This is a genomic window from Leptolyngbya sp. FACHB-541, assembly GCF_014695875.1.
Classification (GTDB): domain Bacteria; phylum Cyanobacteriota; class Cyanobacteriia; order Elainellales; family Elainellaceae; genus JAAUTN01.
Genome location: NZ_JACJPC010000054.1, coordinates 1 through 11995, shown reverse-complemented (window position 1 = coordinate 11995; position 11995 = coordinate 1). Strand labels below are relative to the sequence as shown.

The following is an 11995-nucleotide window of genomic DNA, read 5'->3' as shown; positions in this document are numbered from 1 at the left end:
GCTATGTGGCGCGGGAGATTTATCACATTGTTCGTAACACGTTTCCGGTTCCTGAACGCCCTGAAGTGATTCATCCTTAGAATACAAAAAACTTGACATCTATAGGAGCATCAATACCAGGACGAATTCACAATAATCACAATAACAAGGAGCGGAAGTGTCTTCAATCGGTCTCGTAATTTTGGCAGCAGGGGCTTCTATCCGTATGGGAACACCGAAGCAGCTTCTGTTGTACCAAGGGAAAAGTCTAATCTGTAGAACAGTCGAAGCAGCGATCGCCTCGAGTTGCAATTCCATCGTTGTTGTTCTCGGTGCGTACGCCGAACAAATCAAACCTGAAATTGCCCAATACGATATACAGTTCACGGATAACAATCAGTGGTCAGCGGGAATGGGAACATCAATCCAAGCTGGCATTCAAGCCCTGAGTCAAACTCATCGTGAACTAGAGGCAGCCATCTTCTTAGTTTGCGATCAGCCCTTCATCTCTACTGAAATCATTGATCAACTGATTGCAACATATCACGTCAACCATAAATCTATTGTTGCTTCAGAATATGCTGGAACTTTAGGCGTACCAGCTTTATTCAACTACAATATTTTTTCGGAACTTGTATCGCTACAGTCTACTACAGGAGCAAAACAAATCATTTACAACCATATCTCGGATGTGATTGGCATTCCTTTTCCACAAGGACTTGTTGATCTAGATACACCAGAAGATTATCAGCAACTTCTAAATAATCCAGTAATCCTACCAGGGGTAAAGGTAGCAAAGACACTTTTGGCGAAACATTGCTTAACACTCTAAAAGCCTTGAATCTTTGTCATTCTTCTGCTGAAACTGATTGAGTTTTGTAAACCAGACAACGGCAGAATAGGTAGTTTAATCATGAAGAAATAATTCGCCAATAGCGTCAGGGTTGCTGTCACCAGATGCAATTAGAGCAAATCCGGAAAAGGATAGCAAACCAACAGCGATCGCTTTCACCCGCTTACCCTTCAGCATCCTTCGGCAAGAAGTATACAGAAGTGCATTACCACTCATATCCCAACTCACCCCGATTGATTTTGCCTACAAGTTTCGAGTACAGTTGTAATGCTTCTGGAACTATCTTTTGGTGTGCAAAAGCAATGGTTTTGATCTGTTCCAATTCGTCATGAGAGAGCCAACCATCTGAAATCGCCGCTTCAATCGTCCTCCTCAGTTCTTCTAATTGTTTGACTTCTTCTGGTGAAAGTTCTTCAGCAGAAAAATGTTCAACTTCCATGATGACTGTCTCCTTTAAATTAATTACCGTCATCTAGACCATTCAAAAGAGCGCTGAGAGTGACAACTGATGTCAACTCGGGGTGATTGAAGGGGCGCTGTCACCAGATGCAACTAGGTTGGGGTCTATTGTTTGGGTTAGCGTTCAATAGCTGATGCCTCATGTAAAGGCGTTCAAGGGCTCAAGATATTAACCTTGACCATCTGCCGAAATCCCGTATCGATAAGCACGTCCATTTTTATAAGCCGTAAAGTTTGTTGAACCATGAAACCGAACTGTGAATCGATCGGTAGCTGAACTGTCGCTCATTCTAATGGTCACGCTAATCGTGTCCTCAGATTCGACCTGCCAAAAGCCTTGCCACAGGTGACCAGCGCGAACTGTTCCATCCTGAGAAAACACCCACGGAACCTCATGGAAATCGGAATTACGCCCATTCTCCGCAGTCTCAACTAGCCATGACGTGTTGCCAACCTGTAGAAAGGTATGGGTGCCACAGACAACACTACTGTCTATTGTCATGACGCAAGTCGTGAATTCTTGAGCAACTGCTGTCATAGGAAGCCCCAAGAGCGTGGTACCCAGCACGCAACTGGTCATCCATTTGTTGAGTTTGGGAACGGGAAAGGGAATGAATGGGTTCATCGTGAAAATCCTCTGTTTTGAACGACTAAGATTGAAGATGAGCAGGCTAAAGCTCCCAGAGACAACTCGCTGGCTTCAGCCAGTTGAGGTACATGGGGAGTAGAAATGTTTACTCGTTGAAAGTCTTTGGCAGCGTTGTGGTGAGAGTGTTTTGCTTTGGTTCTCTGGGCTGTTTCTCATCACTCTTTTACTGTAGGCGGTGGTCTTGCTGGTGGCGATGGTTAGAAGTTAGGGAAAGTTATGGACTTGGTTAAGGGTCCTGAGTAACAACTGACATTGTTGGTGAACCATTGCCTAACAGTCACTAGACTCGCGACACTCCTGCCAAAGGGAAACCATGGCTCCAAGTCGACCGGAACAGCCGCTTCATAGGTCTGCTAGCAACACTGACAAATCCTGCCGTAACGTTCAACTCGTATGATGTGAGGGGTAAGCGAGGGCAGTTCAATACGCTCGTAAATCCCGCTCAAGCCGTACATCGATAGGTTAACTTCGACCCCACAGTGAGGACAAATCTTAGCTTAGGCAACCACTGACTTGATTCGGCTGTTAGCTCAGTTGCCGCCCACCGTAACGGCGAATCTCCGTTTCCTGGCAATTAAGGGAAGTTGACCTAGAACTGCTTTGGTTTGGCCTGAAGCCCTACAGCCATTCTCATTTATGTGAACCACAAACTTCTGTAAGGGCGGTTGCGAACCACCCCTACGCAGTGGCTTACCCATCCGAAAATGGCTGTAAGAGAGAGGCAAACTTGAATTACGGCAAGTTTTCTTGACCCGTTTTTGCTTCAGCTTTTCGGACTCTGCCCGCGCAACGTTTGCAACTCCTGTCACAGCCCTTCAATGAGGGCATCCTTTTCTGCGTAGCTTAGACCATCAAGGGGGGCAGTTCCTTTGTGGCAAAAGCCTATCACCTTCTGTCAAAGGCGGGCTTGGGTCAACCTATTAAACCGGCAATCATTGATCTTGCATTTTCTAGCCTGTAACCCTTAGAAACGCTAGATTTCCTTTTGAGACTTACATTGCCGAGTTAATAGATGAGCAATTACAATCATTTCAAAACCCAATTTAATGAGCTGCATATTATTCAATCAGCCGGGTAGGAATAAAGTCGTATTGAGGAATTAGATCAACGTTATCTTGAACAACGGCGATCAGGTTGGTGCCCTTGAAAATTGCGGTGTCATGCAAATTAGCATCACCAATACCGTAATCTCTTGATTTATCAAACGTGTAGTCATCAATATTTAGCCCAACCCGAATCTTATCTCCCTCCATATAGTTGAAGTCAGTGATGACCGAATAAGTTCCCTCAAAAAATGTAAAACTCGGACTATCAATAGCAAATACGTCTTCTCCAGCACCACCCGTTAACGTATCTACTTCCCCATTGGTTCCTGATCCTCCATAACCACAAAGGGAATCATCACCGTTACCTCCAATCAAAGTGTCGTAGCCGTCTCCACCATTTAATGAGTCTTTGTTATCTCCACCATCTAGATAATCATCACCACCCATTCCGGTTAAGAAATCATCCCCTGATTCTCCGTATAGGAAGTCGGCTCCATCTTCCTGATATGCATAATCGATATGCTGTATTTGAACAAGACCCCCTCCCAGATCCTTAGAGATGATGGCTGGACCGTATGCTCCGTAAAGGTGATCGTTTCCAGCTTGACCATAGATAACATCTCCTCCTGCATTGCCGCTGACAAGGTCATCCCCAGAATTTGCCCAAATTCTGTCTGCTCCTTCACCGCCATAAATTTTGTCAGCTAGAGGACTACCGACAAGAACGTCATCCCCTCCTCTTCCATCAATTGTCCAAGATTTCCAATCCCACTTATCGCTTGCCCAAGGCTTATACCAAGGTGCGTCATAAACCTTCTCTTTGGTTGCTGAAAAGTTATTGCTATTGTTGTCTCCGGTGTAAGTACCCATTGCTAATTGCTCCTGGCAAAGTGTGCATGTTGCGAGAGTTTTTTCAGTTGGTTCCCTCTACTTATTACTGGCGTTGCTCAAAGTCACTTTTCGCAGTTGAGTGAAATGAGTTTGTAAATGCCTTTTGTAGTGCCGAGGAGACACTACTTTCCCAGCAAAAATTCTCTTAAAGAGTTATCGCTAAGGGATGTATAAGAGCTCTGTAAGGGAGGCAAAGTTGAATTACGGAAAGTTTTCTTGACCCGTTTTTGCTTCAGCTTTTCGACCTCTGCCCGCAACGTTTGCAACTCCTGCCACAGTCTTCCAATGAGGGCATCCTTTTCAGCATGGTTCAGAACATCAAGAGAGGGCAGTTCCTTCGTGGCAAAAGCCTATCATCTTCTGTCGAAGGCGGGCTTAGGTCGACCTAGTTGAGCAATTACTTCCATGCTTCTACTAACCAGCAACATTAACTAGTAGCAAACCAAACAATGCCTCGGGTAAAGTTCTAAGTATGCTGCCTACTACTCCTTGTTAGCTCCAACAATTAGATGTAACAATTCCGGCGTTGCTGCAAGGGTAATGCATAATTCGGCATTATAGAAGCATGAAATGTCCTCAATGTCATTCAACTCAAACTGCAAAGAACGGGCATCGTCGAGGGAGACAATGCTACAAGTGCAAGCAGTGTGGGCGGCAATTTCTGGAAACCTACTATCCTTGGCGCTACTCGAATGAGGTGAAGCAATTGTGCATCAAGATGTATCTCAACGGCATGGGGCTGCGAGGCATCGAACGTGTCACCGAAATCCATCACACGACAATTCTGCGCTGGATTCGAGCAGCAGGACATCCACTACCGGATGCGCCAGAAGCAGAGGAGATTCCTGAGATCACTGACTTAGACGAGCTGCAAACCTTTGTGGGCAATAAGCGCAACAAACTGTGGATTTGGACAGCGGTGAATCATAAGGGAGCCGGAATCTTGGCGTGGGTCATAGGTGACCGCAGTGCGGAAACGTTCAAGTGGCTGTGGTCAATTGTCAAATGCTGGCAATGCTTTTTCTATGTCACTGATGGATGGAAAGTTTACCCGATGTTCATTGAGGAGGGTGACCAGATTGTGAGCAAAACCTATATGACTCGTGTGGAGGGAGAGAACAATCGCCTGCGGCACTACTTGGCACGGTTGCACCGCAAGACCTTATGCTACTCCAAGTCAATTGAGATGTTGAAATGCTCCCTTCGTTTGCTGCTTCACTACTTGAAGTTTCGGTCAATCCCTTGGCTAGCTTAAATCATTACAGTTTCAGCAACGCCACAATTCCTATAAAAAGCGATCGCCAGTATGAGGAGCGATCGCCCAAGGTGTCCTATGAAAACGTAAACGCTTTGTTTACCCTGTCATTATTCCCGCTGTGCTCGACGATACTCCCAAGGGCGCTGATGACTGCCCGACCACACCCCAACCTGATTCTCCTGGGCGATCGCCTCAGCCATTCGCATCGATTCACCATTAGGGCAACCCTCCACATACTCGGGGTAAACGTAAGCTAGTCCAGCCATCAGTAGCTCTTGCTGAACAAACGTTTCTTCCTCACCGCCTCCAGAGACGAATACCTCAGCAACCTGGCGACCATGGCGATCGCGCTCTACAGGGACAATTCCGACCTCTTCCCCCTCAACCAAGCCTCTCACCAGGGCTTCAGCCTCCGTCCCAAGCGGCTGCTCCGACTCCGGCGCATCAATCCCACAGAGCCGAATGGTTTCAGCCGTCTGACCCTGCTGGACTATTGTACGTTTTCACAACAGATGGCGCGGCCTTCAAATTTGTGGCGCAGCACCGTAAAACGTATAACCTTTGCAGAACAAGGGCTTTATTATTTTTGTTCTATCAGCACTCATCAGATCTCATCATCAAATTCATGGCGCAAAACTTTTACACAACCACTCAGATTCATGAGGTATGTTCGTTGCAGCAATGAATGCCCATGGAGAAAATAGGCGGATAGGTGATGCCAAGCTGTTTCCCCCTGGAGAATCGTAGCACGCTACCGTGAGCCATACGAAAGGCAAATAGGAGATACACGCCACGAATTTGAAAGCCGCGCCATCTGTTGTGAAAACGTACACCAATCATTGCAGTCAACCATTAACGACTTTATTCATTGTCTGAAGTAATCTATCGCAACTTTTTTGGCAGAATTAATATGCAGACGAATTAATTCATCTGTGAAAGTGAGCAACCTGGCAACCCGATTGGGATGCTGCGAGAGATAAGATGCCTAATGCACTTGCACGGTGTGAACTGATAAATCATAATCAAAATGACTACAGTATTCTAGTAGCTTTTAGACAAGCTGGTTGTGTGAAACAAGCTCTTCCTGAAGCCAGAAACCAATCTGTATGTAGTGCCCTGGCGATCGACTTCACCAGAGACAGTGAGGTTTTGCAGGTTTTTCCCTCTGGTTCACTCCTCTCAAGCCAACCGGGACAATGGAATGGGATTCATTTCAGCTACTATCAGCACTCTCCCCATGAGATTCCTGAAACTATATCTAATCAGCACTTGATTCTGGTTCACCTGGAGATTCCGACGAAGGCTGAACAAAGGTTAGATACAAAATTTCAAGAAGACCAGTTTCAGGTTGGCGACATTCTGATTGTTCCAGCCCATACGCCCCATTATGCTCGTTGGGATACAGAGCATCGCTACCTGATTCTTAGTCTTGATCCAACCGCATTTCTCAGCGCGGTGCGGTCAACGGAAAGCTGGAATAGGGCTGAATTACTGCCTCATTTTGCTACCTCTGATCCATTAGTTCATGGAATAGGATTGGCTCTGAAAGCTGAGCTTGAGTCACATGGTTTAGGTGGGCGATTGTATATAGATTCTCTCAGCACCACGCTATTTATCCATCTGCTTCGCCACTACACGACCCAAAAACCTATGCTACCAGCCCAAGAAGGTGGCTTGCCGACCTACCGATTAAGGCAGGTGATCGAATACATCGATGCTTATCTTGATCGCGACTTGACTTTAGCTGAACTCGCAGTTGTCGCCCAGATGAGTCCGAATTACTTTACCCAGCTTTTTAAGCAATCAACTGGGTTTACCCCCCATCAATTTGTGATTCAGCGCCGAGTCGAGTGAGCAAAGCGATTGTTGAGCGAGGGGAAGCTGGCGATTGCAGATATTGCGCTTCAGGTTGGATTTGCTCACCAAAGCCATCTCAATCGTCACTTCAAACGTTGGGTTGGAGTCACGCCGAAGATCTTTCTCAACAACCAGTGAGAATGTGCTAAAAATCGGAGAATCTGGCAAGAAATCAACGGCGCATCCTTTCCATACTGAGGGTATTCACTGAATTGTGGCTTTGGAGCAAGATGAAGAACGCTTGGTTTGGCAATGGATTGTTTTTAGTCGGCAGCCTAATTTTCACGTTTGATGTCAGCCTGGAAGTCGTTGAAACTTGTTCCGTTCGATCAATTATTCGTTTGTGTGCCTGTTTATCTTTTACAGTAGGCTGCTTTCTCCTGATGCCAAAGCCACAGCAGGAATAGCTAGCGCATAAGGAAACCCTTGAATCATGTCTCATATTCTGCATCTTGACTCCAGTCCTAGAGGGAGCCGCTCCACTTCGCGTGCGTTGACAAAGGAATTTGTTACTAGTTGGCTTCAGCGTCACCCAGGCGATCGCGTCACCTATCGCGATGTTGGTCAATACCCAGTTTCACCTATTGATGAAGCCTGGATTGCTGCATCGTTTAGTAAGTCTGAAGATTTAGCTCCTAATCTGATCGATGCTTTGAGAATCTCTGATGAGTTAATTGATGAACTGTGGGTTGCTGATCGCTATGTCTTTGGCGTGCCCATGTATAACTTTAGTGTTCCGGCTAATTTCAAAGCCTATATCGACCAAATTGTGCGCGTAAATCGCACATTCACTCAAGATTGACGAGGGTTAGTGACAAACAAAAAAATTTTAATTATCACGACACGAGGTGGAAGTTACTCCAATGACGCATCCTCAAAACAGCTTGACTTTCAGGAACCTTATCTGCGAACTGTTTTTGGGTTCATTGGAGTTACAGATATCACCTTTATCCATGCTGAAAATTTAACGATGGGAGATGAAGCCAGAGCGCGATCGTTAACTACTGCACAAACAGCTATTCAATCTCTCACTGCAACCTGGTGAGCAATTATGAAGAACTAAAAATGAATAGAAACGATAAACCTTCTTCAACTCCTTTACCTCAGATCAGTCGTCGCTGGCTCTTACGGAGTCTTGCACTTGCCAGTGGTGCAGCTTTCACATCCCGATTTCCTCATATTGGGAGATCTGCGAGTGCAAGAACTCGTCAGACCGCAACTAAGTCGGCTAACTTGCTCAATGAATTAGAAGCAGTTCCTAATCCTCGCCAGCCTCTGAAAGTGATCATTTTAGGAGCGGGAATGGCGGGACTTTGTGCGGCTTACGAATTGGAAAAACGAGGACACACTTGCGTCATCCTGGAAGCAGAACGCAACCATATTGGAGGGCGAGTTCGCACCTTGCGCTTTGAGGATGGTTTGTATGGTGATGTCGGTGCATCCCGAATTCCTAAGCGTCATAATCTGACTCATCACTACATCCGTGAATGTGGGTTGCAACTTCGCTCATACATGATCAGCAATCCAGAAGGATACTACTATCTGCGCGAGCAGCGCATACGAGTTAGGGATGCAGCAAATTTGAGTCGTATCTACAATCTCGGTAGCTCGGAACGCGGGTTAACGCCAAATGATATTTTAGGAACTGTGGTTGGAAGTCGTCTTGCTCAGTTAACTGAGTCGGAAAAAGCCGAGATCTTTGCAGAGCGGATTCATAGTGCAGCCGTCCGCGAGATGGATGAGCAGTCCATGCTTCAGTGGTCTAAAGCGTCTGGGTTCTCAAATGATGCGATTGAAATGATGGCAGCAGCTAACGGTTTTCTCGGTGATGTGATGTACTTTTCCGCCCTTAGCTTTATCCGCGTGGGTGAAAACTATGACGAGATGGAGGAAATTGTTGGCGGTAGCGATCGCCTCCCTGCGGCTCTAGCAGATAAGCTCAAATCGAAACCGAGAATGGGCTGTGAAGTGATCCAACTGGAGCGAGATGATGAGACGCAGAAGGCGGCAGCCGTTTATTTAGAAGAGAATACAATTCAGAGGGAAGAAGGGGATTTTGTTCTTTGTACAATTCCTTTCCCGGTTCTATCTCGGCTGGATACGCCTTTTTCTGCCGCGAAACAGCGAGCTATTCGCGAGTTGTCTTATGACTCTGCCACCAAAGTACTAGCTGTTGTAAATAGCCGTTTCTGGGAAACAGATGACGGGATCTATGGAGGTAGCACAGCGAGTGATTTACCTATTTCTACGCTCTACTATCCCTCAGATAATGCACAGACAAAAGACCCTGCAATTTCTGCCAATCCATCTGTGCTGCTGGCTGCTTACACGATGGGCAGTCAAGCCCGTCGGCTAGCCAACCTACCCCCACAGGAACGCCATCGAATCGTTCAACAGAATCTTGCGAAGATTCACCCCCAGATTAACCAAAATGGCATGATTCGACAGATGGAGAGTTGGAGTTGGGACGATCACCCTTGGAGCTTGGGATCTTGGGCAATGATGAAGCCTTATCAGCAAACGAGCTTATATGCAGATGTGATTACTCCCGAAGGTCACATCTATTTTGCAGGAGAACATGCCTCAACGAATCAAGCTTGGATGCAGAGTGCGCTGGAATCCTCTCTAAAGGCAGTTAAGGAAATACTGGTAGCTGCTCAGTTGTCCTAACAGATACTCCATTGCCACTTTTTTTCCCACTAAGGCTTGTGGCAACACCTCCTTGCAATGTTCATATCACTATTTGCAATTGCGTTGCTATCTGATGATCATTTGTTTTAGCTAGGAGCTTTTGATGGTGCATAGCTCAGAATCATTGCTTCCTGCTGTGAAAGTAGATAGGCAGGGAAAACGCTGTTTGGACTATCGGGCTATTTTGGCATTGTCACTGCCTTTATTCCTTAATAGCAGTGTCCAGGCAATCCTCAATCTCACCGATTCCTGGTTTATTGGGCGACTCTCAACCGATGCGATCGCTGCGATGGGAGCTTTATATTTCCTCATCCTGGTTCTATTTACGGCTGTGTCGCAAAGACCAGCGAATGGTAAGGTAAGCAGGACTAAACTCTCCTTCCTGCCCTGTGATGTCTACAGCTTCCTTGTTTAAGTGGCGGCACTTTTTGCCCCAGATCATCCGACTCAACGTCCGCTGGTATTGCCGTTACGCCTTGAGCTACCGAGATTTAGAGGAGATGATGCAGGAGCGGGGGGTGGAGGTAGACCACTCGACAATTCATCGGTGGGTTCTCAAGTAGGTTCTGTTGCAAAAACTGATAGAATTTGAGCCTGTTGAGAGCAAAATTGACGTTCCGTGGTTGATCCTAAATCTCCGTTCAAATGGCGACATTTCCAGCCCGATATCATCCTGCTGAATGTGCGCTGGTATTGTCGCTATTCCTTAAGCTACCGGAATTTAGAGGAAATGATGGTGGAGCGCGGCGTGAAAGTAGATCACACGACAATTCATCGGTGGGTGCGGAATTACGCGCCCGAACTCGACAAACGCATTCGTTCCTTTCTCAATCCCACGAACGATTCCTGGCGGGTGGATGAGACGTACATCGAGGTGAAAGGCGAGTGGAAATACTTGTACCGAGCAGTGGATTCAGAGGGCAATACCTTAGATTTTATGCTGAGTGCGAAGCGAGACGGAAAAGCAGCGGCACGGTTTTTCCGTAAAGTGTTAGGAGCGAAGCACACTCAAACTCCACGAGTAATCACGGTCGATAAAAATGCGGCTTATCCGGTTGCCGTCGATGAATTGAAGCAGGACAAAACGTTAAAAGCTGAAACCGAATTGCGGCAGAGCAAGTATCTGAATAACATCATCGAACAAGACCATCGTAATGTAAAGCGGATTGTGAAGCCGATGATGGGGTTTCGATCGTTCAATACAGCAAGGAGAACATTGCGAGGAATTGAGGCAATGGCGATGATTCGCAAAGGGCAAGTGAAGGGAATCAACTAAGGGGACAGTGTGTCTCAAGCAGAATTCATCAACAGGGTATGTCAATGGATTTGTGTCAAAGATCTAAATTTAGAGAGGAAAGCGATCTTCATAAGCGATTGCAAACTGATTTAGAGCAGGTTTCCAATCTCGAATTGGCATCGTCCACTTTTTGGAAATGTTTTGGATTGCCAGGTAGACAACCTTGAGTGCAGACTCATCAGTGGGAAAGGCTCTGTGATTTTTCAACACTTTACGGAGGGTCATGTTCATCGACTCAATTGCGTTAGTCGTGTAAATCGCTTTGCGAATCTCAGCCGGAAAGGCAAAGAAGGGAATGATGCGTCGCCAATGATTAAGCCAAGACTTGCTAATGGTGGGATACTGCTTGTCCCACTTTTCGGCAAACGCTACCAAGTGCTGCTCTGCCTCAGATTCGGTGCTGGCAGTATAAACCAAGCGGAGGTCAGCAGCCACCGCTTTGCGGTCTTTGTAGGAGACGTAGCCCAGGGAATTTCGCACCATGTGAACAATGCGAAGTTGCACCTGAGTTTTAGGAAAGACTGCTTCAATCGCATCAGGGAAGCCTGTGAGTCCATCACAGCAGGCAATGAAGATGTCTTTGAGTCCTCTGTTCTGAAGCTCGGTGAGCACAGCCAGCCAAAATTTGGCAGACTCATTCTGGCTCATCCATACTCCTAAGAGTTCTTTGGTGCCCGACAAGTTGACACCCAGTGCTAAGTGAATATCTGGGATAAAGTTTTGGAGGGTAAGTAGAAATGCTTACTCGCGATCGGTTGAAATAAAGCATTTTCGTTCTCCTCCTCTCACGCTTTAATCGAAAGGGCGGGGATTCCGGTCTACCCAAATGAGCGTATTATGCAGAATCATTCCACCGATCCAGCTGTTTTAGATGGATCAGCGGAATGGTTCCCTCTAATGATAGTTATGCCGTTCTCATCGGTGAGGAGGTAGATAGAATCGTCGGCAAGGTAATCAAAAGCTGGTGTTGAACAGCTTTCTTCACAACCAATTCACCCCAAAATGATGCTAAATA

At 46.4% G+C, this 11995-nt stretch carries 12 protein-coding genes and 3 pseudogenes; 10 read left to right on the top strand and 5 right to left on the bottom strand.

What is annotated here, in order from left to right:
- Window positions 1-181 precede the first annotated feature (181 nt).
- Window positions 182-811, top strand: a complete 630-nt coding sequence (locus tag H6G00_RS12050) for a nucleotidyltransferase family protein (protein WP_242042241.1) — start codon at window positions 182-184, stop codon at window positions 809-811.
- A 226-nt stretch (window positions 812-1037) separates the two neighbouring features.
- Here the strand turns inward: H6G00_RS12050 and H6G00_RS12045 are convergent, their stop codons facing one another.
- From H6G00_RS12045 to H6G00_RS36090, 3 genes are all read right to left on the bottom strand, one after another.
- Window positions 1038-1271, bottom strand: coding sequence for a hypothetical protein (locus tag H6G00_RS12045; RefSeq protein WP_190640756.1), 234 nt, complete (start codon window positions 1269-1271; stop codon window positions 1038-1040).
- Between the two features lie 189 nt (window positions 1272-1460).
- The gene (locus H6G00_RS12040) at window positions 1461-1916 is read right to left on the bottom strand and encodes a hypothetical protein (RefSeq protein WP_190640755.1); all 456 of its coding nucleotides are present in this window, start codon (window positions 1914-1916) and stop codon (window positions 1461-1463) included.
- A 1082-nt stretch (window positions 1917-2998) separates the two neighbouring features.
- Window positions 2999-3856, bottom strand: a complete 858-nt coding sequence (locus H6G00_RS36090) for a calcium-binding protein (protein WP_190640753.1) — start codon at window positions 3854-3856, stop codon at window positions 2999-3001.
- Between the two features lie 586 nt (window positions 3857-4442).
- Between H6G00_RS36090 and H6G00_RS12025 the strand changes: the two genes are divergently transcribed.
- Window positions 4443-5132, top strand: coding sequence for an IS1 family transposase (locus H6G00_RS12025; protein ID WP_190796906.1), 690 nt, complete (start codon window positions 4443-4445; stop codon window positions 5130-5132).
- Window positions 5133-5242: 110 nt separating this feature from the next.
- Here the strand turns inward: H6G00_RS12025 and H6G00_RS12020 are convergent, their stop codons facing one another.
- Window positions 5243-5599, bottom strand: a complete 357-nt coding sequence (locus H6G00_RS12020) for a thermonuclease family protein (RefSeq protein ID WP_347277665.1) — start codon at window positions 5597-5599, stop codon at window positions 5243-5245.
- Window positions 5600-6203: 604 nt separating this feature from the next.
- Between H6G00_RS12020 and H6G00_RS12015 the strand changes: the two genes are divergently transcribed.
- The 8 genes and pseudogenes from H6G00_RS12015 (at window position 6204) to H6G00_RS11980 (ending at window position 10959) form a co-directional block, all read left to right on the top strand.
- Entirely contained in the window at window positions 6204-6989 is a 786-nt protein-coding gene (locus H6G00_RS12015; RefSeq protein WP_190796905.1) for an AraC family transcriptional regulator, read from the top strand.
- A gap of 12 nt (window positions 6990-7001) precedes the next feature.
- Complete coding sequence (locus tag H6G00_RS12010; protein ID WP_190796904.1) at window positions 7002-7130, top strand: helix-turn-helix domain-containing protein; 129 nt, start codon at window positions 7002-7004, stop codon at window positions 7128-7130.
- A 92-nt stretch (window positions 7131-7222) separates the two neighbouring features.
- A complete protein-coding gene (locus tag H6G00_RS12005) occupies window positions 7223-7399 on the top strand; it encodes a hypothetical protein (protein WP_190641627.1) in 177 nt (58 codons plus the stop codon).
- A 26-nt stretch (window positions 7400-7425) separates the two neighbouring features.
- Window positions 7426-8037 (top strand): annotated as a pseudogene (locus H6G00_RS12000) (FMN-dependent NADH-azoreductase).
- A gap of 20 nt (window positions 8038-8057) precedes the next feature.
- The gene (locus H6G00_RS11995; protein ID WP_190641625.1) at window positions 8058-9662 is read left to right on the top strand and encodes an FAD-dependent oxidoreductase; all 1605 of its coding nucleotides are present in this window, start codon (window positions 8058-8060) and stop codon (window positions 9660-9662) included.
- Between the two features lie 124 nt (window positions 9663-9786).
- On the top strand, window positions 9787-10098 hold the full coding sequence (locus H6G00_RS11990) for a hypothetical protein (RefSeq protein WP_190641624.1): 312 nt from the start codon (window positions 9787-9789) through the stop codon (window positions 10096-10098).
- Window positions 10076-10240 (top strand): annotated as a pseudogene (locus tag H6G00_RS11985) (IS6 family transposase); the annotation flags it as partial. The gene H6G00_RS11990 and the pseudogene H6G00_RS11985, both read left to right, overlap by 23 nt.
- A 62-nt stretch (window positions 10241-10302) precedes the next feature.
- Window positions 10303-10959 (top strand): IS6 family transposase, encoded by a 657-nt coding sequence (locus H6G00_RS11980; protein WP_190796903.1) that lies wholly within the window; start codon window positions 10303-10305, stop codon window positions 10957-10959.
- A 69-nt stretch (window positions 10960-11028) separates the two neighbouring features.
- Here the strand turns inward: H6G00_RS11980 and H6G00_RS11975 are convergent.
- Window positions 11029-11685, bottom strand: a pseudogene (locus H6G00_RS11975) (IS256 family transposase); the annotation flags it as partial.
- Window positions 11686-11995 lie beyond the last annotated feature (310 nt).

Excerpts from the sequence above, each read along its gene's own strand:
- H6G00_RS12040 (WP_190640755.1), bottom strand. The coding sequence starts at position 1,916 with ATGAACCCATTCATTCCCTTTCCCGTTCCCAAACTCAACAAATGGATG.
- H6G00_RS12005 (WP_190641627.1), top strand. The coding sequence starts at position 7,223 with ATGAAGAACGCTTGGTTTGGCAATGGATTGTTTTTAGTCGGCAGCCTA.
- H6G00_RS12045 (WP_190640756.1), bottom strand. The coding sequence starts at position 1,271 with ATGGAAGTTGAACATTTTTCTGCTGAAGAACTTTCACCAGAAGAAGTC.
- H6G00_RS36090 (WP_190640753.1), bottom strand. The coding sequence starts at position 3,856 with ATGGGTACTTACACCGGAGACAACAATAGCAATAACTTTTCAGCAACC.
- H6G00_RS11995 (WP_190641625.1), top strand. The coding sequence starts at position 8,058 with ATGAATAGAAACGATAAACCTTCTTCAACTCCTTTACCTCAGATCAGT.
- H6G00_RS11990 (WP_190641624.1), top strand. The coding sequence starts at position 9,787 with ATGGTGCATAGCTCAGAATCATTGCTTCCTGCTGTGAAAGTAGATAGG.
- H6G00_RS12025 (WP_190796906.1), top strand. The coding sequence starts at position 4,443 with ATGAAATGTCCTCAATGTCATTCAACTCAAACTGCAAAGAACGGGCAT.